Raw genomic sequence first — 25,217 nt, 5'->3', positions numbered from 1 at the left:
GTCGGCCTTGTCTCACCGTTGACAAGCCCGCGAAATACGCGGTCTCTCGGCCAAGCTTCGGGCGCCGGAGGTGTACACAGGCCGTAGGGAGATGCCTTGGATGACCGTAGAAGCGCTCACTGCCCGATCTTGGCTGTTCGTCCCAGGCGATCAGGAGAGCAAGATGGCGAAGGCGGTGGCGGGGCCCGCCGACATCGTGCTGATCGACCTCGAAGACGCGGTGGCCGAGCGTGAGAAGCCGCGCGCGCGAGAGTCGGTGCGCGTCTTCCTCGACGCGCAGGACGGCGATCGTTCGCGGTTGTGGGTGCGCGTGAACCCGCTCGACGGGCCGCACACGCTTGCCGACCTGTCCGCCGTGATGCCGGGCCGGCCGGGCGGGATCATGCTGCCCAAGGCTTGCGGACGGCCGGACGTCGAGCGGCTCGATCACTATCTCTCCGCGTTCGAGGCGGCGTACGGCGTCGAGGCGGGCGCGACCAAGGTCATCGTGCTCGTTACCGAGACGGCGGCGGCGATGTTCACCACCGGCGACTATCAGGGCGCACGGCGCGTCGTCGCGCTGACCTGGGGGGCGGAAGACCTCGCCGCCTCGATCGGCGCGACCAGCAACCGCGATCCGAACGGCGGCTACGGCTTCACCTACGAGTTGGCGCGCAGCCTCTGCCTGCTTGGCGCGGCGGCGGCGGGCGTGGCCGCGATCGAGACGATCCAGAGCGACTTCCGCGATCTCGAGGGACTTCGCGCGCGCGCAGAGAAGGTGCGACGCGACGGCTACCGCGGCATGCTGGCGATCCACCCCGCACAAGTCGGCGTCATCAATGAAGCCTTCACGCCTTCCGAGAGCGAGATCGCCGAGGCGCGCGAGATTGTCGACCTGTTTGCCGCCGATCCGAGCGCCGGTGCGATCGGCTGGAAGGGCACTATGCTTGACCGGCCGTACCTCGCGCGCGCCCAGACGCTGCTTCGGCAGGCGGGGCATGTCTGACCCACGAGAGAGAGATGCGTGCGACCCGATCGCGCGGGACGGGCGATCGGTGGCTGATGCACGGACCCCTACGCATAACACACCCGATCCCGCAAGACAGCGGACCGCGTCCGCTGGGCAGCACCGGCGGAGCCGCGCTCGTTCGGTGCCGCGCGCCCGAATGACTGCAAGGCGATGGCAGCGCCTCTGATTTGCGTCGACGATCGGCGTGCGGGGAGGCGGGCGACGATCGCGGGCGATACGCGCCTAGCCGGGTGGAAGGCGGGATGCTCGTTCCCGATGAGCTTCGAATCAGCATGGGAGGGAGGGCGCGCGGCCAGGCCGAGCACGCTTGGCCCACTCCCTCATGTGACCAGCTCCGGGCTCTCCCCGCCGATGGACGTGTCGCGTCCCAACTGGCGCGCCACCGCTTCTTCGACAGCCTGCTAGAGCAGTCGCATCTGCGTGCCGGGGAGCGCCGGCGGCACGAACAGATCCGTTCTCAGCGACCAGCGTTCGCACGCGAAGCCTGCACGTCGGCAAGCAATGTCGAAGCGGCGGCGGATGAGGTCCGCCCAAGGGCCGCCGCCGCGCATCCGCGAGAAGAAGTTCGGATCATTGTCGCGGCCCCCCCGGATCGAGCGGATCGTGGCCATCACCTTGGCGGCGCGATCCGGATAGTGCGCGTCCAGCCACTCGCGGAACAGCGGCGCGACCTCGTGCGGCAGGCGAATGGGCAGGAAGAACACGCCGCGCGCACCTGCCTCGGCCGCGCGCGCGACCAAGACCTCGATTTCGTGATCGGTGATCTGCGGCACGACGGGCGCGATCGAAACGTGGACGGGAATGCCCGCGTCGGCGAGCCTCCTTACCGCCGCCAGTCGGCGCTCTGGGTGGGGTGCGCGCGGTTCGAGCGTACGCGCGATCCGCGCGTCGAGCGACGTTAGCGAGATCGCCACCGCGACTAGCCCGTCCGCGCCCATGCGTTCCAGCAGGTCGACGTCGGCGAGGATGCGATCCGACTTGGTGGTGATCGTGACGGGATGCCGGCAGGCGGCAAGCAGCTCAAGGCAAGCCCGCGCAATCCGAAAGCGCCGCTCGAGGGGCTGATAAGGATCGGTATTGGTGCCGAGCGCGATCGGGCGGCACTCGTAGCCGGGTGCCGCCAGTTCCCATGCGAGCAGCGCTGCGGCGTCAGGCTTGGCGAACAGCCGCGTCTCGAAGTCGAGACCCGGCGACAGATCGTGAAAGGCGTGGGTCGGTCGCGCGAAGCAGTAGACGCAGCCATGCTCGCAGCCTTGCATGGTATTGATGCTTCGATCGAAGGGTATGTCGGGGCTGGAATTGTAAGAGATGATCGTCTTCGGACGGACCATCTGAACGGTGGTCCTTGGGCGAGGGTGCTTGCCGTCGATCGCTTGTCGCTCATCCAGCCAATCGCCGTCATCCTCCCGCTGAGGCAGATTGAAGCGTGTGCTCCTCGCGTTGCTGATCGCACCTCTCCCCGGGGTCGGCGGCATCATCTCGTGTCTCCGGCGGGAAGGGGCTGAGGGTTCGGAGGAGCGGCAGAGGTGCCGGAGGGAAGTGTCCGGCGCTGCCCACGTGCGCTGCATCGCTTGCAGCGAAGTGCGCGCTCAGCGGGGGCCCGGGAAACCGGGTAAAGAAACAGCCCGCGCGACGTACGCACCTGACGGGTGACGACCTCGTGTCGACAGCGGCGATCCCGGATCATGGCAACCGCTTGTTACGTCCGGACCTCCATCGGCCGGGGGAAGCGCGCGCAACCCACGTCAGAGACCCAGCAGCTCCGGCCGTGCCTGCGCCATCGCACCGGGCTCGCTCAGCCGCCGGACGATCGACCGCGCCGTCGTCTCGACCGCTCGCTTGCGAAGATGGTCCGCCTGCCGTTACCGCCGGCCGGCACCAGACCGGTCCGTCCTTCGGAACGGTTGCGGTCGGGAGCAAGAGAACTGACTTCAGCATGAGGCATGCTAGAACAAAAACAGAACGACAACAAGCCCGAACGTCGGAGAGCTTGCCAACTCCAGCGGCTCGTCATCATATCGCGCCGTCGCTCGTGAACAGCGGCATATCCGCCGCCTCGTGCGCAAGCAGCCAGCGCTTCGCCGCGAGCCCGCCTGCGAAGCCGGTGAGCGCGCCGGCCGAGCCCACGACGCGGTGGCAGGGCAGCACGATCGATAGCGGGTTGCGGCCGTTGGCCGCGCCCACCGCACGCACCGCGTCCGGCTTGCCGATCTCGCGCGCGATCGCGGCATAGCTCCGCGTGTTCCCGAACGGGATGGCGGCGAGCGCGTCCCATACCGCGAGTTGGAACGGCGTTCCGCGCGGTGCGAGCGGCAGGTCGAAGTCGCGCCTTCGGCCCGCGAACCAGTCGCCGAGCTGGCGCGTCGCCTTTTCCAGCACAGGATGCGCCCGCGCCTCTGTCGGCGAAAGCGGCACTCGGCGCGCGTCTTCGTTCGGCCACAGCACGGCGACGAGGCCGGCATCCTCCGCGACCAGCGTCAGCATGCCGAGCGGCGACGCGATCCGGCTTGCGGCGAGCATCATGCGGCCACCATAGCCGCCGCGACGAGAACCGGGAAGGACAAGGCGATGGCGACGCTCTACGGCATCCGCAACTGCGACACGATGAAAAGCGCGCGCGCCTGGCTCGACGCCAAGGGCGTCCGCTACGACTTCCACGATTATAAGGCGGCGGGGATCGAGCGCGTCTTGCTGGAGGGCTGGGTGCGCGAGATGGGCTGGGAGGCGCTGCTCAACCGTTCGGGGACGACCTTCCGCAAGCTGCCCGATGCCGACAAGCAGGGAATCGACGCGAGGAAAGCGATCGAGTTGATGTTGGCGCAGCCGTCGATGATCCGCCGCCCGGTGCTCGATACCGGCGCGGCGCGGATCGTCGGCTTTCAGCCCGACCAGTATGCCGAGACGCTGGAGGCGTAGCGACAGCTCACGTAATTAATTAATAAATATGAACCGGATATTAGCCGCCTTGTCAGACCGTGTTCAAGTCAACTCATGCAGTTCCGCCTCGGGAACTGTTACGTCGGCGGATCATTCTGCGGCGATTAATAAAAAGGAGGAACTCGATGAACCGCTTCAATCGCTTCGCGCTCGGTATCGCCGTCGGCACGCTCGCGCTCTCGCCGGCGGTGGCCGGAAAGCATGATCGCGCGAAGGACGCGATCGCCACCGCGCAGGGCAAGGTCGACGCGTCCGCGAAGGTGAGCGGCGGGGACACGCCGCGCATCCAGGCGAGCGCCGAGGCGTCGCTGCGCGCTGCGCGCGAGTCGCTCTCCAGCGGCCATAAGGAGCGCGCGATCGCCGAGGCCAATCGCGCGCAGCAGCTCGCCGACCAGGCGTTGGGCGAGGCGCAGAAGAGCCGCGCCGACGCCGCCCAGGCGCAGGCCGATGCGGGCGTTGCCGCCGCGCAGGCGCAGGCCGCCGATGCCAATGCGCGCGCCGACGCGGCAGGACAGGCGGCGATGCAGGCGCAGGCCGACGCCGCCGCCGCGCGTGCCCAGCCGCCGGTGATGGTGGCGCCCGCGCCCACCGCCACCGTAACCAGCACCGAGACGACTAAGACCGTGACGCCGGCGCGTCCGGCGGTCCGCAAGGTCGTGCGTCGCGCCGCGCGCCCGGCGAGCGTGACCGAGAAGACGACAACCACCGTCTCGACCGGGCAGTAAAGCGAGGGAGGGTCGCGGGCACCGCTCGCGACCCCGACCGCGCAGGCGGCACGAAGGGCACCGCCCGATTTCCGAAGCAGCCGCTGGCGGCTATACTGCGGCCATGTCCACCACCTTCACGCTCGATACTGCGACTAGCCGCGCCAATCCGACCCCGGCACCCGTCCGCCGGCTGACCGTGCCCACGATCCGCGCGCGCAAGGCCGGCGCGGGCGAGGCGGTGGCCGAGCCGATCGTCATGCTCACCGCCTACACGGCGCGGATGGCGCAACTCCTCGATCCGCACTGCGACATGCTGCTGGTGGGCGACAGCCTGGGGCAGGTGATCTACGGCTTGCCGACCACCATCCCTGTCAGCCTCGATATGATGTGCGCGCACGGAGCCGCCGTGGTGCGCGGCTCCTATCGATCGGTCGTTGTGATCGACATGCCGTTCGGCAGCTACGAGGCCTCACCCGAACAGGCGTTCGCGTCGGCCGCGCGCATCCTCAAGGAGACGGGTGCTGCGGCGGTGAAGTTGGAGGGCGGCGAGGCTATGGCGCCGACGATCGCCTTTCTCGCGGCGCGCGGCATTCCGGTGGTCGGGCATATCGGGCTGACCCCGCAGGCGGTGAACGCGCTCGGCGGCTACGCGGCGAGGGGGCGCAGCGAGGCGGAGGAGGGCAAGATCCTGTGCGACGCGCGCGCGGTGGCGGACGCCGGCGCCTTCGCGCTGGTGGCGGAGGGGGTGGTCGAGCCGATCGCGGCCGCCGTCACCCACGCCGTCGCCTGTCCGGTGATCGGCATCGGCGCCTCGGCGGCATGCGACGGCCAGGTGCTGGTGATCGACGACATGCTGGGGATGTTCGAGCGCACCGCGCGCTTCGTGAAGCGCTATGATGAGTTGGCGGAGCGCGTCACCGTCGCCGCCGCCACCTATGCCGGAGAGGTGCGGAACCGCGCCTTTCCCACATCCGACCAGACCTACGCGGCCAAGCGATAGCATCGCGGGCGGTAGCATTTGCGGCCCGCATCGGGCGCGGCTAAGGCGGTGCCCGCGCGAGCGCGCCCGGAGACTGTGATTGGCACGCACGCCTGCCAGCAACGACGCCTTCTTCCGCGAGGTGGACGACGAGGTCCGCCGCGATCGCGTCGAGCAGGCGGTGCGCCGCTACGGCCGCGCGGCGGCGATCGTCGTCGTCGTCGCGCTCCTGGCGCTCGGCGCCTACCTGATCTGGCAACACCGGCGCGAGGCGGCGGCGGGGGAGAATGGCGAGCGGCTGGCGGGCGCGATGGCGGCGCTGGCCGCCGGCGACCGGCCGGGCGCGCAGAAGCCGCTCGACGCGCTGGCGAGCGACGACGCCAAGGGCTACGGCCCGATCGCGCGCGTGCTGCTCGCCGATGTCGCGGTGCAGGCCGGCAAGCCGGCCGACGCCGCCTCGAAGTTCACGGCCGTCGCCAACGACGGCGGCGCGCCGCAGCCGATCCGCGACCTGGCGCTGGTGCGCGCCACCGCGCTCTCCTTCGACACGCTGGCGCCCGCCGAGGTGATTCGGCGGATGAAGCCGCTGGCGGTGGCGGGCAAGCCGTGGTTCGGCAGCGCCGGCGAGATGACCGCGCTCGCCGAGATACGATCGGGGCAGACGAAGGCGGCGGGCGCGCTGCTCGGCGCGATCGCTAACGACCCGACGGTGCCGCAGTCGATCCGCGACCGCGTGGGACAGCTCGCCGGCGATCTCGGCGTCGAGGTCGTTCAGGCTGGCGACAGCGGCCGGTCCTGAGGGCGCGATCTTGAGCGGCGGCGGGACGGTGACGACGGGGACGATGATGGGTCGGGGACAGTTTGCGCGCGCGGTCATGCTATCGGGTGCGCTCGCGCTCGCCGGCTGCGGCATCTTCAAGGGTGGCGGCGACGGCAAGCCCAAGACGGCGGTGCTCGGCGAGCGCATTCCGGTGCTCGGCGTCGAGGCCGACGCCGCCTCCGACGCCAGCATCGCGAACCTGCCCGTCGCGGTGCCGTCGGCGGAGACCAACAGCGCCTGGACGCAGCCCGCCGGCAACGCGCAGAAGGCGATGGGCAACGTGGCGCTCGCCCTTTCGCCGCAGCGCGTCTGGCAGAAGCGCATCCCCGGCGCGGGCGGCGGCCGCCGGCTCGCCGCCGCTCCGGTCGTGCAGGACGGCCGGCTCTACGTGATCGACGCCAGCGCCACGGTGCGCGCCTTCGACGCGGCGACCGGCGGGCAGCTCTGGGCGACGCAGCTCCTCGGCAAGGAAGGCCCGGCGCTTCGGCGCGGGGGGCTGACCGGCGCGGTGTTGCCCAAGCATCGCAAGACCTACAAGAACTCGCTGTTCGGCGGCGGTGTCAGCGTCGAGGGCGGCAAGCTCTACGTCACCAACGGGCTGGGCGAGGCGGCGCAGATGGATGCCGCCACCGGCAAGATCGGCTGGCGGGTGACGCCCGCGGGGCCGCTCAGGGGCGCCCCTACGATCGCCAACGGTGCCGTCTACGTGATGACGCAGGACAACCAGCTCTACGCGCTGAACGAGGCCGACGGCGCCACGCTGTGGACGGCGAGCGGCCCGTTGCAGACCGCCGGCGTGTTCGGCGCGGGCGCGCCGGCGGTGGCACGCGGTACGGTGATCGCGGGCTACTCCTCGGGCGATCTCTCCGCCTACCGCTACGAGAACGGGCGCGTGGTTTGGCAGGATACGCTGACCCGTACGTCCGTCTCGACGACGGTGGGCGACGTCTCCGACATCGACGCGAGCCCGGTGGTGGACGACACCCGCGTCTATGCGGTCGGCGCGGGCGGCCGCGCGATCGCGCTCGATCTCGTCACCGGCCAGCGGCTCTGGGAGTTGAACGTCGGCGGCATCGCGACGCCCGCGCTGGGCGGCGACTGGCTGTTCCTCGTCTCCGATCAGGCGCAGCTCTACTGCGTGCAGCGTACCAGCGGGAAGATCCGCTGGGCGACGCAGCTCGATCGCTGGCGCAACAAGAAGAAGACCAAGGGCATCTACTGGACGGGCCCGGTGCTGGCCGGCGGGCGGCTGCTGTTGGTCGATTCGGTCGGCGACATGGTTTCGGTCGATCCCGCGACGGGCAAGGTCGCGCAGACGACGCGCGTCGCCAAGAAGCCGGTGACGCTGCCGCCGGTGGTGGCGGGCAACATGCTGTTCACGCTGGCGAGCGACGGCACGCTGGCGGCGTGGCGCTGATCCGCTCGCGCGCGCCCGCATGATCGGGTAGCGGGCGCTATGCCCGCGCTTCCCATCGTCGCGATCATTGGCCGGCCCAATGTCGGCAAGTCGACGCTGTTCAACCGGCTGGTCGGCAAGCGGCTGGCGCTCGTCGACGATCGACCCGGCGTCACGCGTGACAGGCGCGAGGGGGAGGGGGTGCTGCTGGGGCTTCCCTTCCGCCTGTTCGACACCGCCGGCTTCGAGGACGAGGACGCGCAGACGCTGCCCGGCCGGATGCGCGCGCAGACCGAGGCGGCGGTGGCGCAGGCCGATGTCGCCTTGTTCATGATCGACGGGCGCGCCGGCGTCACCTCGCTCGACGAGACGGTGGCGCAGTGGCTGCGCGGCAGCGACACGCCGATCGTGCTGATCGTCAACAAGGCGGAGGGCCGCGCCGCCGACGCCGGCGTCTACGAGGGTTTCGCACTGGGGTTCGGCGAGCCGGTGCCGCTGTCGGCCGAGCATGGCGAGGGTATGGCCGACCTGTTCGACGCGCTGCTGCCCCATATCGACCGCGTTGACGTGGAGGAGGAGCCGGACGACGGTGACCGGCCCGACGCGCCGCTCAAGCTCGCCATCGTCGGACGGCCCAATGCCGGCAAGTCCACGCTGGTCAACCGGATGCTCGGCGAGGAGCGGATGATCACCGGCCCGGAAGCCGGCATCACGCGCGATTCGATCTCGATCGATTGGGAGTGGCCCGATCCCCAAGGCGGCACGCGCAAGGTGCGCCTGATCGACACCGCCGGCCTGCGCAAGAAGGCCAAGGTGGAGGATAAGCTGGAGAAGCTCAGCGCCGCCGATACCTTCCACGCGGTCGATTTCGCCGAGGTGGTCGTGCTGCTGCTCGACGCCACGCGCGGGCTGGAGGCGCAGGACCTGCGCATCGCCGACCGCGTGCTGGAGGAGGGGCGCGCGCTCGTCATCGCGCTCAACAAATGGGACGTGGCGGAGGGGCAATCGGCGCTTTTCAACGGCGTCAAGGCGGCGCTGGGGGACGGCCTCTCGCAGGTGAAGGACGTGCCGCTGCTCGCCGTGTCGGCGGCGACCGGCAAGGGGCTCGACCAGCTTCTCGCCGCCGCGTTCGAGACGCGCGAGGCGTGGTCGAAGCGCGTCACCACCGGCCAGCTTAACCGTTGGTTCGAGACGGCGGTCGAGAAGAACCCGCCGCCCGCGCCGGGAGGCAAGCGCATCAAGCTGCGCTTCATCACCCAGGCCAAGACGCGGCCCCCGGGCTTCGTGCTGTTCGGCACGCGGGTGGACCAGCTCCCCGCCAGCTACCAGCGATATCTCGTCAACGGCATCCGCCGCGAGCTGGGCTTCGCGGGCGTGCCGCTGCGCCTGACGCTGCGCGCGTCGCGCAACCCATTCGGGAAGAACGAATGAGCGAACGGCTGCTAGACCTGCGGGGGCTGCGCTGCCCGTGGCCGGCGTTGCGCGTCGGCCGCGCGCTGCGCGACGGACGCGAGCCCGTGCTGGCGGTGGCCGACGATCCGCTGGCGGCGCGCGAGATCGGCGCGGTCGCCGCTGCGCGGGGCTGGACCGCCGAGGCCGTCGAGACGGCGATCGGACGCGGGCTGCGCCTGCATCCGGTTGGCTAAATCTCGGGTCCTGATGCCGTCCCTCTAAACGCCGCCGGTAACCCGCCGTTTACGAAATGGGGTACATAAGCGTGCGAAGTCGTGGACCGGGGGTTCGACCAGTGACGATCGGATTAGGCCAGTTGGTCGATTGGGGCGTGTTCGCCCGCGCGCGAACCGAGCTTGGCGGCGCGTTCGTCCGCATCCTCGGCTACTTCCGCGAGGACGGGGTCAAATCCGTGACCGCGATCGAGCAGGCGATGCGCGATCGCAGCGCCGCGGGCCTGGTGCTGCCGGCGCATACGCTGAAGGGCGAGTCGCGCCAGTTCGGCGCGCTGCCGCTGTCCTGCCTCGCCGAGGAGATCGAGATGGAGGCGCGCCGCTGCGTCGAGGCGCGGCAGAAGCCCGACGACCTCATCGAGCGTATTGCCGAGCTGCGGCCGCTGTTCGAGGCGACGCTGCGGCTGTTCGATCAGGAAACGCAGGCGCCGGCGCCCGCCGCGAGCCGAGTCGCGCCCGGCGGCTTCGGGCGCCGCGCCGCGCCGACGTTCGGCACTGCCCAGCGCTGACGCCTGGTCGCACGGGTAAGCCTCGGTAGGCGGCGGCGTCCGTCCTCCCTTGCTCCGGGCCCGGATTGGAGCTGAGCGTCGTCTTGCATTCCTGAACAGCTCGATGAGTTCGAACTGCTTTCTGGTGATCAACATGCTCCTTCCCGTTCATGAGGATGCGCTTGAGCAGGTTCGGGGCTGATGAAGGTTTAAGCGCGCGCCGTCTTGCCCGCTCGTTGATCCACAACGGCCTTGCACACGCACACGCACACGGCCACAGGCTGCAAGATCGTCGGATCGCATCCTGGCGCTATTGTTTTCTCAGGATTGTGTGAAGGGTCCACGATGCCATCGGGCGAGCGACCGCCACAGCCATTCGAGCGGGCCGTGGTGGTGATGCCGCAGCCAGGCAGGGCTCAACAGCAGCATCGCCGCGCAGCCGGGCGGCACGAGCAGATACGCCTCGGCACGGGAGAGACGGCCGTAGAGCCCCAGGCCCCAACCATCGCAGATCGCCGCCATGACGAGGCTGGTACCAAGATAGTTGGAGAAGGCGCAGCGCCCCGCAGCACCGAGCCTGCGGCGGAACGTGCCGTCGCCCGTGAGCCACGGGATCAGCGCGGCGGCGTAGCCAAAGGCGATCAGCGGGCGCAGCGGCACACCGCCGAGAGTAGCGGCGGCGAAGGTGGCGATCGTCTCGAACTGTGCGCGCCCAGCTAGGACGGCGAGCAGCGTCGAGGCGGGCAGGCCGATGCCGAGCGCGATCGTCGCCGCGCGGGCGTAGCGCCGCCTTGTCCAGCCGCCGGAAAGGAACCCCGACGCCAGCGCCGCCATGCCGAGCAGCAGGTAGGCGAGCGTCTCCGGCCCGTTGAAGACGAGCAGGAAGGGCGTGCCGGCGGCAAGGTCGTGGAGGTGGGCGGCAAGCAGCGGCGCATAGCTCCCGCGATGCAGCGCCACCTCGCGTGCGAGATCCGCCGGCGCGCCGACGCCGACGGCGGTCATGAAATCCCGCCAACTCGCAATGGCGTCCGGCGCACCCGTTGCTGCTCGCGCGTGGAGGCTCAGGTCGGTGGCGAGCAGCCAGCCCTGCGCCGCCGCCTGCCCGAGCAGCAGCATTAGCGCGATCTTAACCTGCTGGCGCGGCGTGAGCGTGGTGAAGGGCAACGCGATCGTGCCGATGATCGCGTAGTGGAGCAGGATGTCGCCCGGCCACAGCAGCAGCCAGTGGAGCGTCCCGAACGCCGCCAGCACCCCCATCCGCGAGAGGTGAACGCGCGCCGGATCCTCTCCGGCCCGGGCGGCGCGCGTGACGACGATCAGCGTGGAGGCGCCGAACAGGATCGAGAACAGCGCGCGCATCTTGCCGTCGACCAGCACGAACGCCGCCGCCCAGATCGCCAGATCGGCGGCGGAGGGCGTGCCGATGGCGGTGGGGTTGAAGTAGGCGCCGGACGGCATCGCGAAGCTGACGACGTTCATCAGCAGGATGCCCATAACGGCGATCCCGCGAAGCCGGTCGATGGTGGCGATGCGGCCGGCGCGGACGCCGGCCAGCGCCTCAGGCAAGCGCCGCGTCCGCCCCCATCATCGCGGGGAAGAAGCCTTCGTGCGCGCGGCGGAGCTCGGCGAGGGGGATGTTCACCCACGTTGCGGCATTGAAGTTGAGGCGATCGCCGATCGTCGCGCCCAGCCGCAGGCAGGCGATACCGGCCGCTTCGGCTTGCTCGTCGAGGTCGGTGTTCGCGCTGGTGGCGACGACGAAGCGTCCCTGATCCTCGCCGAACAGGAACGCGGGCCGGGGATCGTCGAGCGAGACGTCGGACCCGATGCCTCCGGCGAGCGCCATTTCGGCCAGCGTCACGGCGAGGCCGCCATCGGAGATGTCGTGAACCGCGCTTGCGACGTTGCCGTCGACGAGCGCGCGGACGAACTCGCCGACCGCGCGCTCGGCCGCGAGATCGACGGGCGGCGGCGGCCCGTCCTCACGGCCGTGAAGCTCGCGTAACCACAAGGACTGGCCGAGATGCCCTGGTTCGCCGCCGATCAGCCACAGGGCGTGGCCCTCGCCCTTGAACGCGATCGTCGCCGACTTCGACCAGTCCGCCAGCAGCCCGATGCCGCCGATCGCCGGCGTCGGCAAGATCGCGGTGCCGCTGCCGGTCGCGCGGCTCTCATTGTAGAGGCTGACGTTGCCGGACACGATCGGGAAGTCGAGCGCGCGGCAGGCGTCGCCCATGCCGCGCAGGCAGCCGGTGATCTGCGCCATGATCTCGGGCCGCTGCGGGCTCGCGAAGTTGAGGCAGTTGGTGACCGCCAGCGGCGTGGCGCCCACCGCCGAGAGGTTGCGGTAGCATTCCGCGATGGCCTGCTTGCCGCCTTCGTAGGGGTCGGCGTAGCAGTAGCGGGGCGTGCAGTCGGTGGAGATGGCGAGGCCCTTGCGTGTGCCGTGGACGCGCACCACCGCCGCGTCGCCGCCGGGGCGCTGCACCGTGTCGCCGCCGACCATGTGGTCGTACTGCTCCCAGATCCAGCGGCGCGACGCGATGTCGGGAGAGGCCATCAGCTTGAGGAGATCGGCGCCGATGTCGCTGCTCTCGGGTACGTCGCCAAGCGGCTTCACCGCCGCCCAGGCCTTGTATTCCGCCTCGGAAGCCGCCGGGCGATCGTAGAGCGGCGCATCGTCGGCGAGCGGCGCCAGGGGAATGTCGCACACCGTCTCGCCGCCGTGCACGAGCACCATGCGGCCGGTGTCCGTCACCTCGCCGATGATCGCGAAATCGAGCTCCCACTTGCGGAAAATGGCTTCCGCAAAAGCCTCTCGGCCGGGCTTCAGCACCATGAGCATCCGCTCCTGGCTCTCGGACAGCATCATCTCGTAGGCGGTCATGCCCGCCTCGCGCTGGGGCACGGCGTCCATGTCGAGGCGGATGCCGACGCCGCCCTTGCTGGCCATCTCGACCGAGGAGGAGGTGAGGCCGGCGGCCCCCATGTCCTGAATGGCGACGATCGCGTCGGACGCCATCAGCTCCAGGCAGGCCTCGATCAGCAGCTTCTCGGTGAACGGATCGCCGACCTGCACGGTGGGCCGCTTCTCGTCGCTGTGCTCGTCGAACTCGGCGGATGCCATGGTGGCGCCGTGGATGCCGTCGCGCCCGGTCTTGGAGCCGACATAGACGATCGGATTGCCGACGCCCGACGCGGCCGAGTAGAAGATCTTGTCCTGGTCCGCGATCCCCACCGTCATCGCGTTGACGAGGATGTTGCCGTCATACGCCGGGTGGAAGTTCACCTCGCCGCCCACGGTGGGCACGCCCACGCAGTTGCCGTAGCCGCCGATGCCGTGGACGACGCCTGCGATCAGGTGGCGCATTCTGGGATCGTCGGGCGAGCCGAAGCGCAGCGCGTTCATGTTGGCGATCGGCCGCGCGCCCATGGTGAACACGTCGCGCAGGATGCCGCCGACGCCGGTGGCCGCGCCCTGATAGGGCTCAATGTAGCTCGGGTGGTTGTGGCTCTCCATCTTGAAGATCGCCGCCTGTCCGTCGCCGATGTCGACCACGCCGGCATTCTCGCCGGGGCCGCAGATTACCTGCGGGCCGGTGGTGGGCAGCTTCTTGAGGTGGATGCGCGACGACTTGTACGAGCAATGCTCGGACCACATCACCGAGAAGATGCCGAGCTCCACCATGTTGGGCTCGCGGCCGAGTGCGGTGAGCACGCGGGCATATTCCTCGTCGCTCAGCCCGTGCTGCGCGACGATCTCGGGGGTGATGGCGGTCGACATGGCCCGCGCGTTAGCCGCTCGGGTAGCGAATCAAAAGGCCGGCGGGGACGCCGCCGGCCTCGTGTCTGTTGCAAGAGCGAACGGATCAGGCGTTGCAGCTCTGTGCCTTCTTGCCGGGCACCGTCGCCTTGATCGTCGACGCGGTGGACGAGCCGTCGAGCGCGAAGCCGCCATCGGCGGTCATCGTTTTGCCGGCCTCGTCGGACTTCACGGCGGTGGGCTCGCCGCCCTTGGCGGTGCGGATGTTGGCGCTCTTGTCGCCCGAGAACCAGTCGACGTAGATCACGCTGCTGTCGGCGCAGCGATAGGTCTTGGTGGCGAGGATGGCGGGCGGCAGTTCGACGGGCTTGGCGTTGGCCAGCGCCGCCTTCTGATCGTCCGGCACCTCGTCGGCGGTGATGGTGGTGGGCTTGGTGTTGCATGCGGCGAGCGCGAGGAGGAGGCCGGCGAGCGCCGGGGCGGAGCGGAGTGTCGGGGGGAGGATCGGCATAGGATTCGCCCCTTTCCCGAGCGAATGTTAACCGTCAAGCGCGCCGCTGCACCGCCGAACGATCCGCCGCAGCGCAGCAACGACACGGCGCATCGTTGCCCGCTGCGCCCGCGCGACCTATGTCCTCGTCCATGATCACCGCCGACGCCCTCTCGCTCATCGGCAACACGCCGCTCGTCCGGCTGCGCAGCGCGAGCGCGGCGACCGGCTGCGAGATCCTCGCCAAGTGCGAGTTCATGAACCCCGGCGGATCTGTGAAGGATCGCGCGGCGAAGTTCATCGTCGAGGACGGGGAGGAGCGCGGGCTGCTGCGCCCCGGCGGGGTCATCGTCGAGGGCACGGCGGGCAACACCGGCATCGGGCTCGCGCTGGTCGGCCAGGCCAAGGGCTATCGCACGATCATCGTCATCCCCGAAACGCAGAGCCGCGAGAAGAAGGACACGCTGCGCGGCCTGGGCGCCGGGCTGATCGAGGTGGCGCCGACGAGCTATTCGAACCCCGCTCACTACGTCCACACCTCGCGCCGCATCGCGGAGGAGACGGCGGGCGGCTTCTGGTCCAATCAGTTCGACAACACCGCCAACCGCATGGCGCACATCCGCACCACGGCGCCCGAGATCTGGGAGCAGACGGGGGGGCGCATCGACGGCTTCACCTGCGCGTGCGGCACCGGTGGCACCCTCGCCGGCGTGGGGCTGGGTCTGAAGGAGCGTGACGGGCAGGTGACGATCGCGCTCACCGATCCGCACGGCGCGAGCCTCTACAGCTATTATGCGGTGGGGGAGCTCGCCGCCGACGGCAGTTCGGTGGCGGAAGGGATCGGGCAGAGCCGGATCACGGCCAATCTGGAAGGCGCGCCGGTCGACACGCAGTTCCGCGTCTCCGACCAGGACGGCATCGGTTGGGTGCACCGCCTGCTCGCCGAGGACGGGCTTTGCGTCGGCCTATCGTCGGGGATCAACGTGGCGGGCGCGGTCGCACTCGCGGGCGCACTGGGGCGGGGAAGCACGATCGTCACGATCTTGTGCGACTCGGGAATGCGCTACCTCTCGACGCTGTCCGATCCAGCGTGGCTGGCCGCCAAGGGGTTGCCTGTGCCGCCTTGGTTGAAGCGCTGAGCCGATGCCCGCGCCGCCGCCCGCCGACCGGCCCGAGGAGGCGCGGCAGGAGCGCGATATGGCGATGCAGCGGGTGCGGGTGGGCGTCACCGGGCTTGCCGCCGTCTTCCTGCTGACGCTGCTCGCCGCCGCGATCCTGTCGCTGCTCGGGCAGGACGGCCGCATCCGCGGCCGTGCCGCCGCCGCGCTCGCCGGCGAGGCGCCACGCGAGCCGCTTGCCGAACTCGGCGTGGCGCCGGGCGTCGCGCCCAAGCCCGTGCCGACCGCGCGGCCGGTGCGACGCGTGGCCCCGACTCCGCCGCCGCACGTCACCACGCCGCCGCCGCCCACGCGCTGAGCGGCGCCGACCATGCCGCACCCATGAAATTCCATGGGACGGGGCGTGATGTTGCCGGATCAACACGGTTATCCACAGGTTCTTCCGAACCGGGCACGTCGTCGACAACGGCAGATTTCCGCCATTCTCGCTCGTCAATTTAGTAAGCCCGATACAAGCCGCACGCCCACTTTTACCCATGCTGTGGTATTGAAACCCACGGATTACCCATGTTATGCCCATGGCTGTCCGGATCGTTCCCACGCGTGGGGCTCGGGATTGATCGGGAAAGACGACGGAAGCCTCGGCGTCGTCGAACGGGGTATCGGTGGAACTCGGCCATCTCTTCCAAGGCCATGCGCTGAACGCCGTGGATGCGAAGGGCCGCGTGTCGGTACCGGCGAGCTTTCGTGCGCTGATCGGCAAGCGCGCACTGGCGAACAGCCTCGATCCCGACAACACGCTGATGATCGGCGAGCATGGCGGCGGCGATTGCCTGACCGCGCTCGATCCGGTGGCTTCGGCCGAACTCGATTCGCGGCTCCGCACCAGCATCGAGGACATGGACGAGCTGGAGGCCCGACGCGCCGATGCCTTCGGCAGCCTTGAGTCGGTGAAGTTCGATACCGCCGGGCGGATGCAGCTCTCGCCGATGCTGCGCGCGCTGGGCGGGATAGAGGATCTCGCCTTCTTTGTCGGCGCGGGTTCCACCTTCCAGATCTGGAATCCGCTAACCGCGATGCGGAAGCTGCCGGAGACCTCGCGCAACCGCAAGCCGCTCGCCTTCCTGCTCAACGAGCGCGGGATCGCGGCGTGAGCGCGCCCGCGCCCCACGTCCCGGTCCTGCTCGACGAGGTGATGGCGGCGCTGGCCGTGACGCCCGGCGAGACGCACGTCGACGGCACTTTCGGCGCGGGCGGATACACGCGCGCGATCCTCGCGGCGGGGGCCGGCCGCGTCTTCGCCTTCGATCGCGATCCGGATGCCATCGCCGCCGGCCGCGCGCTGGAGGCCGAGGCGGAAGGGCGGCTGGTTCTGGTCGCGGCGCGCTACTCGACGATGGCGGCGGAGCTCGCCGCGCGGCAGGTGACGGTGGTTGACGGCGTGACGCTCGACGTCGGCGTCTCGTCGATGCAGCTCGACCAGGCGGAGCGCGGCTTCTCCTTCCAGGCGGACGGCCCGCTCGACATGCGGATGGAGCAGTCGGGCGACAGCGCCGCCGATTTCGTGAACGAGGCCGACGAGCCGGAGATCGCCGACGTTCTCCACCGCTACGGCGAGGAGCCGCGCGCGCGGCGGGTGGCGCGCGCGATCGTGGCGGCGCGGCCGCTCGCCCGCACGGCGGAACTGGCCGAGGTGGTGCGCCGCGCGCTGGGCCACCATCCCGGCCTCAAGGACCCGGCGGTGCGCGTGTTCCAGGCTATCCGTATCCACCTCAATCGCGAACTCGACGAGCTGGCGGACGGGCTCGACGCCGCCGAGGCGCTGCTCGCGCCCGGCGGGCGGCTGGCGGTGGTGAGCTTCCACAGCCTGGAAGATCGTATCGTGAAGCGCTTCCTGACGGCGCGGGGCAAGCCCGCGCCCGCCGGCTCGCGCCACCGCCCCGCCGCCGGCGATGCCTCCCCGCCCAGCTTCTCCGACGTATCGCGCGCGATCCGCGCCGGCGACATCGAGATCAGCCGAAATCCGCGCGCGCGCTCCGCGACGCTACGCGGCGGCCGTCGCACCGCCGCCCCCCCATGGGCCTCCGTTTCCACCCACCGCCCCGCCGCCGCGCCCCGAGGATCCCGCAGATGAGTATCGCCACCCGCTTCCGTTCCGTCGTCTGGGTGGCGGGCATCGCCTTCGCCGCGCTGGCCTGCTATCTCGTCAGCCTCAGGGTGGCGGCGGAGCGCGCGCAGGTGGCGCGGCTTGACACGCAGCTCGCCTCCGCCCGCGCCGATATTCGCCAGCTCTCCACCGAACTCGGCACGCGCAGCCGGCTCGTGCAGCTCGAGCGGTGGAACACGGACGTGCTGGCGTTGACCGCGCCCAAGGCGGCCCAGTATCTCGCCGGCGAGATGCAGCTCGCCAGCCTCGCCGTTCCCGCCGCCGAGCCCGCCGCTCCTGCGACGCCGGCCGTCCAGGCGCTCCAAGCCCCGGCCGCCGTGGCGCAGGTCGCCTATCGCCGCATTGAGGACAAGCCGGCCAGCCGCCTGCTGCACAGCGTCTCGCTTGATCTCGACGAGGGCGCACGTGCGCCGGTGATGCGACCGGTGGCGCTCGTCGCCGCGAAGCTGCCCGTGCTCGGCGCCGCCTACCTGGATGTGAAGACCGTCCGGCCGTGACCGCGTTCGCGGCGCGGCCGTCCCGCCCCCCCGAACGCGCCCGGCCGACCGAGCGCGTGCGCTTGGCGGGCCAGCGCCAGCAGACGCTGGCGCTGTCGCATTTCCGGCTGATGCTGGTGATGCTGCTGTTACTGGGGCTGGCGGCGGTGATCGCGATCAGGCTGGTGTGGCTGACGGTGGCGGGCGGCGATCAGGCCGGGTTCCGCGCCGCCGAAGGCGTGCCGGCGCGCGCCGACATCGTCGATCGCAACGGCGTGCCGCTCGCCACCACGATCAACGCTTGGTCGGTGGCGCTGATGCCCGCCAAGCGCGTCAACGACGCGCGCGAGGTGGCGCAGAAGCTGGCGCAGGTGCTGCCCGAGCATAGCGCCGCCGACTATTACGCGATGCTGCGTTCGAAGAAGACGTTCATCTATCTGCGCCGCCGCGCCACGCCCGATCTCGTCGCCAGGGTGAACGCGATCGGCGAGCCTGCCATCCAGCTCGCGCAAGAGCCGGAGCGCCTCTACCCGCAGACCGATCTCGCCGCCCACGTGCTCGGCTGGACCGACAGCGAGGGGCGCGGCGCGTTCGGTATGGAGAAGCTGCTCGACCGCCGCCTGGTCGATCCCGGCCTGCGCGGCACGCCGGTGCCGCTCGCCATAGACGGCCGCGTGCAGGCGGCGCTGGAGAGCGAACTGGGCGCCGCGCGCGACAAGTTCACCGCCGCCGCCGCCGGCGGCATCGTGATGGATGTGCGTACCGGCGAGGTTCTCGCCATGACGTCGCTGCCCACTTTCAACCCCAACGATCCCGGCGCGACGCCGATCGAGAACCTCAAGAACAACACCATTCAGTCGGTCTACGAGCTCGGCTCCACCTTCAAGGCGATCACCATCGCCAACGCCATCCAGTCGGGCGTCGTCACCTCGATGGCGCAGAAGTACGACGCCACCGCCCCGCTGGTGATCGGCCGCTACCGCATTCACGACGACGAGCCCGCCGGCCGCTGGCTCAACATCCCCGAGATGATGGTGCGGTCGTCTAACATCGTGACGGCGCGCATCGCCGACGAGCTGGGCCAGCAGCGCGAGATGGCGATGTTCCGCAAGCTCGGCTTCGCCAACCCGCCCGAGGTGGAGCTTTCCGCGCGGGCGCGGCCCCTGTGGCCGACCTACTGGGGTCGGACGACCGTCATGACCGTGGGCTTCGGCCACGGCCTGGCGGTCACGCCGCTCAACCTCGCCATCGCGTACGCGGCGCTCGTCAACGGCGGCATCTACCGGCCCGCCACGCTGCTCAAGCGCGGCCCCGGCAACCCTGTGCCCGCCGGCCGCCGCGTGATCTCGGAGGCGACGAGCGCGCGGGTGCGCCAGCTGCTGCGCCTCGTGGTCAATCCGGTGGCGGACGGCACCGGCAAGAAGGCCGACGTTCCCGGCTTCCGGCTGGGCGGCAAGACGGGCACGGCGGAGAAGGCGCAGGCCGGCGGCTACAACAAGAAGCTCAACGTCTCGACGTTCGCGGGCGTCTTCCCGATGGACGATCCTCGCTACCTGGTGATGATGACGCTCGACGGGCCGCACGCGACGGCGGACACCTATGGCTGGACGACGGCGGCGTGGGTGGTGGGCCCCGCGATCGGGCGGCTCGTGTCGCGCATCGGCCCGCTGCTTGGCGTCATCCCCGACGAGCATCACGACGTCGACGAGAGCGACCTGCTGCCGCTGATCTGGAAGCCGGCGCCGAAGGTGAAGAAGGCCAGCGTCGCCGCCGGTGCCGCCGCCGCCAAGCACGACCGCGACTGACATGCGCCTGGACGCGCTCGCCGCCGGCTACAACGTCGCGGGCGACGTCGGCGATGCGCGCGTGACGGGCTGCGCGATAGATCATCGCAAGGTGGCGCCGGGCACCGTGTTCGGCGCGTTCCGCGGCCTCGCGCACGATGGCGAGGGCTTTATCGCGCAGGCCGTTGCCGCCGGCGCCATTGCGGTGGTGGCACGGCCCGAGGCGACAGTGCTCGCGCCCGCCGTCCACATCGTCGATGCCGAGCCGCGCCGCGCCTTCGCGCAGCTCGCCGCGCGTTTCTTCGCGCCGTTCCCGGAGGCCGTGGTGGCCGTCACCGGCACCAACGGCAAGACGAGCTGCGTGGAGCTCACCCGCCAGTTGTGGCGGATGGCGGGGCTGAAGGCCGCGTCGATCGGCACGCTGGGCGTCACCACGACGGACGGGGAGGGCGATGCGCAGGCGGTGCCCACCGGGCTCACCACCCCCGACATCGTCACCTTCCTGTCCAACATGGCGGGCCTGGCGCGCGAGGGTGTCGGCCATGCCGCGTTCGAGGCATCGAGCCATGGCCTCGCCCAGTTCCGCACCGAGGGGCTGCCGGTGGCCGCCGCCGCCTTCACCAACCTGTCGCGCGACCATCTCGATTACCACGGCACGATGGAGGCCTATCTGGAGGCCAAGCTGCGGCTGTTCTCCGAGGTGGTCGCGGCGGACGGCGCGGCGGTGGTGTGGGCTGACGACGACGCCTCGTCGCGCGTGATCGAGATCGCGGCGGAGCGCGGCCTGCGGCTGCTGAGCGTGGGCGAGCGGGGCGAGACGCTGCGGCTCGTAAGCCGTGAGCCGACGCAGCTCGGCCAGACACTCACTGTCGAGGCGGAGGGCGTGACGCACATCGTAAAGATGCCGCTGATCGGTGCGTACCAGGCCGCCAACGCACTCGTCGCCGCCGGCCTCGCGATCGCGACCGGCGGCGGCGTGGCGGACGTGCTCGGCCGGCTGGCGCGGGTGCAGCCGGTGCGCGGGCGGCTGGAGCGCGCGGTCATCACGGCGGCGGGCGCGCCCGTCTACGTCGACTACGCGCACACCCCTGATGGCCTGCGCGCCGCGTGCGAGGCGCTGCGCCCGCACACCGCCGCGCGGCTGATCGCCGTGTTCGGCGCGGGCGGCGACCGCGACTCCGGAAAGCGCCCCGACATGGGCGCGGTGGCGGCGAGCCTCGCCGACCTGTGCATCGTCACCGACGACAATCCGCGCTCGGAGGAGCCGGCCGCGATCCGGGCCGCGATCCTCGCCGCCGCGCCGCACGCGCGAGAAGTGGGCGACAGGTACGCCGCGATCGCCGCCGCCGTGGCCGAAGCGGGCCAGGGCGATGTCGTGCTGGTGGCGGGCAAGGGCCACGAGACCGGGCAGATCGTAGGAGACCGCGTGCTGCCCTTCGACGACGTGGCGGTCGCGCGCGAGGTGGCGGCGTGAGCGTACCGCTCTGGACCGCGCAGGAGATCGCCGCCGCCACCGGCGGCACCGCGTCCGCGCCCTTTGCCGTGGAGGGCGTGGCCTTCGACAGCCGCGAGGTCGGCCCGGGCGACCTGTTCGTGGCACTGAAGGGTGAGCGCAGCGACGGCCACCGCTTCGTCGAGGGTGCGTTCGCGCAAGGCGCGGCGGGGGTGATCGTCTCCGCGCCCGTCGCCGGCCCGCACGTCCTCGTGGCGGACACCGAGAAGGCGTTGAACGCCCTTGGTGCCGCCGCGCGGGCGCGCTCGGCGGCGACGATCGTCGGCGTCACCGGCTCGGTCGGCAAGACGGGCACCAAGGAGGCCCTCCACGCCGCCTTCGATCGCGCCGCACCGGGCACCGCGCATCGATCGGTGAAGAGCTACAACAACCATGTCGGCGTGCCCTTGAGCCTCGCGCGGATGTCGCGCGACGCCGAGGTCGGCGTGTTCGAGATGGGCATGAACCATGCCGGCGAGCTCGCGTCGCTGACCCGGCTGGTGCGGCCTAACGTGGCGCTGGTGACGGCGATCGCCCCCGCGCACTCTGCCTTCTTCGCGGGCGAGGAGGCGATCGCCGACGCCAAGGGCGAGATCTTCCGGGGGCTGGAGCCGGGCGGCACGGCGATCGTGCCGTTCGACAGTCCGCACCGCGACCGGCTGATCGCCGCCGCCCGGCCCCACGCCGCGCACGTCCTCACCTTCGGCACGCAGGCCGGCGCCGACGTGCGCGCGCTCGACGCGGTGCGCACGGAAGGCGGCACGCTGGTCAACGCAGCACTTCCCGGCGGCCAGCTCACCTTCTCGATCGGGATGCCCGGCGCCCACTGGGTGGCGAACGCGCTCGCCGTGCTGGCGACGGTGGAGGCGGCGGGCGCGGACCTCGCCGCCGCCGGCCTCGCGCTCGCCGAGATGACGGGGCTGCCGGGGCGCGGCGCGCGCGTGCGCGTGGCCGTGGACGGCGGGACCGCGACGCTGATCGACGAGAGCTACAATGCGAATCCCGGCTCCATGGCCGCGACCATCGCGGAGCTCGGCCACGAACCCGGCCGCCGCATCGCGCTGCTTGGCGAGATGCGCGAGCTGGGCGAGGGCTCGGCAGGCTTCCACCGGGCGCTCGCCGCGCCGCTCGCACAGGCTGGCGTCGCTTATGCCGTACTCGTCGGCGAGGGCATGGCGGCGCTCGCGGAATCGCTTGCGCCCACCACGCCGGTGCAGCATGTCGCCGACGCGACGGCTGCCCGCGAAGCGCTGCGGGCGATCATCCGTCCCGGCGACGCGGTGCTGGTCAAGGGATCCAACGCCATCGGGCTCGCGCGCGTCCTCAAGGCGTTCGCGCGTGAGGACGCGTCATGCTTTATCTGATCGCCGAGGCGCTCGGCTTTCCACACGTCCTCAACCTCGTGCGCTACATCACCTTTCGCGCAGGCGCGGCGGCGATCACGGCGCTGTTCATCGGGTTGTTCATCGGCCCGCGCTTCATCGGCTGGCTGCGCGTGCGGCAGGGCAAGGGCCAGCCGATCCGCAGCGACGGCCCGCAGAGCCACCTCGCCAAGCGCGGCACGCCGACGATGGGCGGGCTGATGATCCTGACGAGCCTCGTCGTCTCGATGCTGCTGTGGATGGATATCGCCAATCGCTACACCTGGGCGGTGCTGTTCGTGACGCTGGGCTTCGGGCTCATCGGCTTCATGGACGATTACGACAAGGTGAAGAAGCGCCATCACAAGGGCGTGTCGGGTAAGCTGCGGCTGTTCTTCGAGTTCCTGATCGCCGGGATAGCCGCCGCGCTGATCGTGCACTTCAACGGCACCCAGCTCTACTTGCCCTTCTATAACGGGCCGGCGGTGGATCTGGGGCCGGCCTACGTGCCGTTCGCGGCGTTCGTGATCGTGGCGTTCGGCAATTCGGTGAACCTGACGGACGGGCTCGACGGGCTGGCCACCATGCCCGTCATCATCGCGTGCCTCGCCTTCTTCGTGATCGCCTACCTCGTCGGCAACGTGAAGTTCGCGCATTATCTCGGCATCCCGCACGTCGACGGGGCGGGCGAGCTGACCGTGATCTGCGCGGCGATCATCGGCGCCGGTCTCGCCTTCCTGTGGTTCAACGCGCCGCCGGCGGCGGTTTTCATGGGCGATACCGGCAGCCTCGCGCTGGGCGGCGCGCTGGGCGCGATCTCGGTGGTGGCGCATCACGAGATCGTGCTCGCCATTGTCGGCGGGCTGTTCGTGGTCGAGGCGCTGAGCGTCGTGATCCAGGTGTTCTTCTACAAGCGCACCGGGCGGCGCGTGTTCAAGATGGCGCCGATCCACCATCATTTCGAGCAGATCGGCTGGTCCGAGCCTACCGTTGTCATCCGCTTCTGGATCGTCTCCTTCGTGCTGGCGCTCGCCGGCCTCGCCACGCTGAAGCTCAGGTGATCGTCGGGCGCGCCTGGGCGGGCAAGCGCTACGCCGTGCTCGGCCTCGCACGCTCGGGCGCGGCGACGGTGCGCGCGCTGCTCGCCGCCGGCGCGAGCGTGACGGCGTGGGACAGCGACGAGGCGAGACGGGATCAGTTCCTCCCCGGTACGGGAAGGGGGACCGCGCGCAGCATGGTGGAGGGGGCGGCGCAGCCGCTGCCTCCGTCGGCGGCACCCCTCCACCAGCCTGCGGCTGGTCCCCCGCCCCTTGCAGGAGAGGATTTGGTGCTTGCCGATCCGCTGGCGATCGACCTTGCCGGCTTCGACGCCATCGTCGTCTCGCCGGGCGTGCCGCTCAACCGCCACCCGATCGCGGCGCGGGCGGCGGAGGCGGGGGTGCCCGTGATCGGCGACATCGAGCTGTTCGCGCAGGCACGCGCCGGTCTGCCGGCGCACACGGTGGTCGGCATCACCGGCACCAACGGCAAGTCCACCGTCACCGCGCTCGTTGACCACATCCTGCAAGCGGCAGGCGTGCCGACGATGATGGGCGGCAACATCGGCCTGCCCATCCTCGCGCAGGAGCCGCTGCCGCGAGGCGGCGTGTACGTGCTGGAGCTGTCGAGCTTCCAGATCGATCTGACGCGAAGCCTCGACTGCGATGTGGCGGTGCTGACCAACGTCACGCCGGATCATCTCGATCGCTACAATGGCTTCGACGCCTACGCCGCCTCCAAGGCACGCCTGTTCGCGATGCAGGGGCCGGGCGACGTCGCCGTGATCGCGATCGACGACGAGCGCACGCGGGCCTTGGCCGAACAGCTCGCCGCGCCGCCGCAGCCCGCGCTGGCGATGGGCGGTTTCCTCGGCGTCGACCTGCCGATGCCGTTACCCGCCTCCGGCCCGACGGTGGTGACGGTCTCGGCGGCGCACGTCGCCGATCAGTCGCGCTGGCCGTCGCTGCAGGGGCCGCACAACGCGCAGAACGTCGCGGTCGCTCGCGCGATCCTGCGCGCACTGGGGCTGGACGACTCGGAGATCGAGCGGGGCCTCGCCGGCTATCCCGGCCTGCCGCACCGCATGGAGCGCGCCGGCACCGTCGGCGGGGTGCTCTTCGTCAACGACAGCAAGGCGACCAATCCCACCTCCGCCGCTCCCGCGCTCGCCGCTTATCCACGCGTCCACTGGATCCTCGGCGGGCGGCGCAAGACCGACGAGCTCGACGCCTGCGCGCCCCACTACGGCCACGTCGCCCACGCCTACACGATCGGCGAGGCGACCGACCTCTACGCGGATCTGGTGGAGCGGGTGAGCATTCCCGCCACCCGCTCGCAAACGCTCGACGCCGCTGTCGCCGCTGCGCACGCCGCCGCGAAGCCCGGCGAAACGGTGCTGTTCTCGCCTGCCTGCGCCTCGTTCGATCAGTTCAGCGACTACGAGGCGCGGGGCGACGCCTTCAAGCAACTTGTCAGCGACCTCGGGGGGAAGCCGTGAAGCTCGACG

General features: G+C 70.6%; 24 protein-coding genes. 19 read left to right on the top strand and 5 right to left on the bottom strand.

The genetic code is table 11. From position 1 onward, the window contains the following. The first annotated feature begins 100 nt into the window (after nt 1–100). Nucleotides 101–985: an HpcH/HpaI aldolase/citrate lyase family protein gene (locus tag ACOFKX_RS16455; RefSeq protein WP_419828131.1), complete on the top strand. Its 885-nt coding sequence runs from the start codon at nt 101–103 to the stop codon at nt 983–985. A 425-nt stretch (nt 986–1,410) separates the two neighbouring features. Here the strand turns inward: ACOFKX_RS16455 and ACOFKX_RS16450 are convergent, their stop codons facing one another. Further along, nucleotides 1,411–2,487 carry a PA0069 family radical SAM protein gene (locus tag ACOFKX_RS16450; RefSeq protein ID WP_419828130.1) on the bottom strand — a complete coding sequence of 359 codons (1,077 nt, stop codon included), beginning with the start codon at nt 2,485–2,487 and terminating at the stop codon, nt 1,411–1,413. A gap of 535 nt (nt 2,488–3,022) precedes the next feature. Next, nucleotides 3,023–3,532: a methylated-DNA--[protein]-cysteine S-methyltransferase gene (locus ACOFKX_RS16445; RefSeq protein WP_419828129.1), complete on the bottom strand. Its 510-nt coding sequence runs from the start codon at nt 3,530–3,532 to the stop codon at nt 3,023–3,025. A 45-nt stretch (nt 3,533–3,577) separates the two neighbouring features. On the opposite strand from ACOFKX_RS16445, the gene ACOFKX_RS16440 reads away from it, so the two are divergent. The 8 genes from ACOFKX_RS16440 to ACOFKX_RS16405 all read left to right on the top strand — a co-directional run bounded on the left by ACOFKX_RS16440 (nt 3,578) and on the right by ACOFKX_RS16405 (nt 10,042). Then, entirely contained in the window at nt 3,578–3,925 is a 348-nt protein-coding gene (locus tag ACOFKX_RS16440; RefSeq protein ID WP_419828128.1) for an ArsC family reductase, read from the top strand. Between the two features lie 146 nt (nt 3,926–4,071). Further along, nucleotides 4,072–4,671: a hypothetical protein gene (locus ACOFKX_RS16435; protein ID WP_419828127.1), complete on the top strand. Its 600-nt coding sequence runs from the start codon at nt 4,072–4,074 to the stop codon at nt 4,669–4,671. A gap of 103 nt (nt 4,672–4,774) precedes the next feature. Then, nucleotides 4,775–5,653 carry a 3-methyl-2-oxobutanoate hydroxymethyltransferase gene (gene panB, locus ACOFKX_RS16430; protein WP_419828126.1) on the top strand — a complete coding sequence of 293 codons (879 nt, stop codon included), beginning with the start codon at nt 4,775–4,777 and terminating at the stop codon, nt 5,651–5,653. 79 nt (nt 5,654–5,732) lie between these two features. Then, nucleotides 5,733–6,431: a tetratricopeptide repeat protein gene (locus ACOFKX_RS16425; protein WP_419828125.1), complete on the top strand. Its 699-nt coding sequence runs from the start codon at nt 5,733–5,735 to the stop codon at nt 6,429–6,431. Between the two features lie 46 nt (nt 6,432–6,477). Further along, the gene (locus ACOFKX_RS16420) at nt 6,478–7,869 is read left to right on the top strand and encodes a PQQ-binding-like beta-propeller repeat protein (RefSeq protein WP_419828295.1); all 1,392 of its coding nucleotides are present in this window, start codon (nt 6,478–6,480) and stop codon (nt 7,867–7,869) included. 39 nt (nt 7,870–7,908) lie between these two features. Further along, on the top strand, nt 7,909–9,279 hold the full coding sequence (gene der, locus ACOFKX_RS16415; RefSeq protein WP_419828124.1) for a ribosome biogenesis GTPase Der: 1,371 nt from the start codon (nt 7,909–7,911) through the stop codon (nt 9,277–9,279). Further along, nucleotides 9,276–9,494, top strand: a complete 219-nt coding sequence (locus tag ACOFKX_RS16410; RefSeq protein WP_419828123.1) for a sulfurtransferase TusA family protein — start codon at nt 9,276–9,278, stop codon at nt 9,492–9,494. Before der ends, ACOFKX_RS16410 begins: the two co-directional genes overlap by 4 nt. A gap of 101 nt (nt 9,495–9,595) precedes the next feature. Continuing rightward, a complete protein-coding gene (locus ACOFKX_RS16405; protein ID WP_419828122.1) occupies nt 9,596–10,042 on the top strand; it encodes an Hpt domain-containing protein in 447 nt (148 codons plus the stop codon). 300 nt (nt 10,043–10,342) lie between these two features. Here ACOFKX_RS16405 and ACOFKX_RS16400 read toward each other — a convergent pair whose 3' ends face one another. The 3 genes from ACOFKX_RS16400 to ACOFKX_RS16390 form a co-directional block, all read right to left on the bottom strand. Next, complete coding sequence (locus ACOFKX_RS16400) at nt 10,343–11,587, bottom strand: DUF418 domain-containing protein (protein WP_419828121.1); 1,245 nt, start codon at nt 11,585–11,587, stop codon at nt 10,343–10,345. Continuing rightward, the gene (gene purL, locus ACOFKX_RS16395; protein WP_419828120.1) at nt 11,580–13,805 is read right to left on the bottom strand and encodes a phosphoribosylformylglycinamidine synthase subunit PurL; all 2,226 of its coding nucleotides are present in this window, start codon (nt 13,803–13,805) and stop codon (nt 11,580–11,582) included. Before purL ends, ACOFKX_RS16400 begins: the two co-directional genes overlap by 8 nt. An 85-nt stretch (nt 13,806–13,890) precedes the next feature. After that, complete coding sequence (locus ACOFKX_RS16390; RefSeq protein ID WP_419828119.1) at nt 13,891–14,295, bottom strand: hypothetical protein; 405 nt, start codon at nt 14,293–14,295, stop codon at nt 13,891–13,893. A gap of 131 nt (nt 14,296–14,426) precedes the next feature. On the opposite strand from ACOFKX_RS16390, the gene ACOFKX_RS16385 reads away from it, so the two are divergent. The 10 genes from ACOFKX_RS16385 to murD all read left to right on the top strand — a co-directional run bounded on the left by ACOFKX_RS16385 (nt 14,427) and on the right by murD (nt 25,208). Further along, a complete protein-coding gene (locus tag ACOFKX_RS16385; RefSeq protein WP_419828118.1) occupies nt 14,427–15,413 on the top strand; it encodes a cysteine synthase A in 987 nt (328 codons plus the stop codon). Nucleotides 15,414–15,417: 4 nt separating this feature from the next. After that, the gene (locus tag ACOFKX_RS16380) at nt 15,418–15,750 is read left to right on the top strand and encodes a hypothetical protein (protein WP_419828117.1); all 333 of its coding nucleotides are present in this window, start codon (nt 15,418–15,420) and stop codon (nt 15,748–15,750) included. A gap of 307 nt (nt 15,751–16,057) precedes the next feature. Continuing rightward, complete coding sequence (locus ACOFKX_RS16375) at nt 16,058–16,546, top strand: division/cell wall cluster transcriptional repressor MraZ (protein WP_419828116.1); 489 nt, start codon at nt 16,058–16,060, stop codon at nt 16,544–16,546. Next, complete coding sequence (gene rsmH / locus ACOFKX_RS16370; RefSeq protein WP_419828115.1) at nt 16,543–17,526, top strand: 16S rRNA (cytosine(1402)-N(4))-methyltransferase RsmH; 984 nt, start codon at nt 16,543–16,545, stop codon at nt 17,524–17,526. Before ACOFKX_RS16375 ends, rsmH begins: the two co-directional genes overlap by 4 nt. Further along, nucleotides 17,523–18,056, top strand: a complete 534-nt coding sequence (locus ACOFKX_RS16365) for a hypothetical protein (protein WP_419828114.1) — start codon at nt 17,523–17,525, stop codon at nt 18,054–18,056. Before rsmH ends, ACOFKX_RS16365 begins: the two co-directional genes overlap by 4 nt. Further along, nucleotides 18,053–19,840 carry a peptidoglycan D,D-transpeptidase FtsI family protein gene (locus tag ACOFKX_RS16360; RefSeq protein WP_419828113.1) on the top strand — a complete coding sequence of 596 codons (1,788 nt, stop codon included), beginning with the start codon at nt 18,053–18,055 and terminating at the stop codon, nt 19,838–19,840. Before ACOFKX_RS16365 ends, ACOFKX_RS16360 begins: the two co-directional genes overlap by 4 nt. Nucleotide 19,841: 1 nt before the next feature. Then, nucleotides 19,842–21,293, top strand: a complete 1,452-nt coding sequence (locus ACOFKX_RS16355; protein WP_419828112.1) for a UDP-N-acetylmuramoyl-L-alanyl-D-glutamate--2,6-diaminopimelate ligase — start codon at nt 19,842–19,844, stop codon at nt 21,291–21,293. Then, nucleotides 21,290–22,675 (top strand): UDP-N-acetylmuramoyl-tripeptide--D-alanyl-D-alanine ligase, encoded by a 1,386-nt coding sequence (locus tag ACOFKX_RS16350; RefSeq protein ID WP_419828111.1) that lies wholly within the window; start codon nt 21,290–21,292, stop codon nt 22,673–22,675. Before ACOFKX_RS16355 ends, ACOFKX_RS16350 begins: the two co-directional genes overlap by 4 nt. Further along, a complete protein-coding gene (mraY, locus tag ACOFKX_RS16345; RefSeq protein WP_419828110.1) occupies nt 22,663–23,733 on the top strand; it encodes a phospho-N-acetylmuramoyl-pentapeptide-transferase in 1,071 nt (356 codons plus the stop codon). Before ACOFKX_RS16350 ends, mraY begins: the two co-directional genes overlap by 13 nt. Then, nucleotides 23,730–25,208 (top strand): UDP-N-acetylmuramoyl-L-alanine--D-glutamate ligase, encoded by a 1,479-nt coding sequence (gene murD, locus ACOFKX_RS16340; RefSeq protein ID WP_419828109.1) that lies wholly within the window; start codon nt 23,730–23,732, stop codon nt 25,206–25,208. Before mraY ends, murD begins: the two co-directional genes overlap by 4 nt. The last annotated feature ends 9 nt before the right edge of the window (nt 25,209–25,217 follow it).

Source organism: Sphingomonas sp. (genome assembly GCF_965200105.1).
In the GTDB taxonomy this organism is placed as follows: Bacteria; Pseudomonadota; Alphaproteobacteria; order Sphingomonadales; family Sphingomonadaceae; genus Solisphingomonas.
Note: the sequence above shows the minus strand (reverse complement) of the source record. Positions and strands in the feature narration are given on the sequence as shown.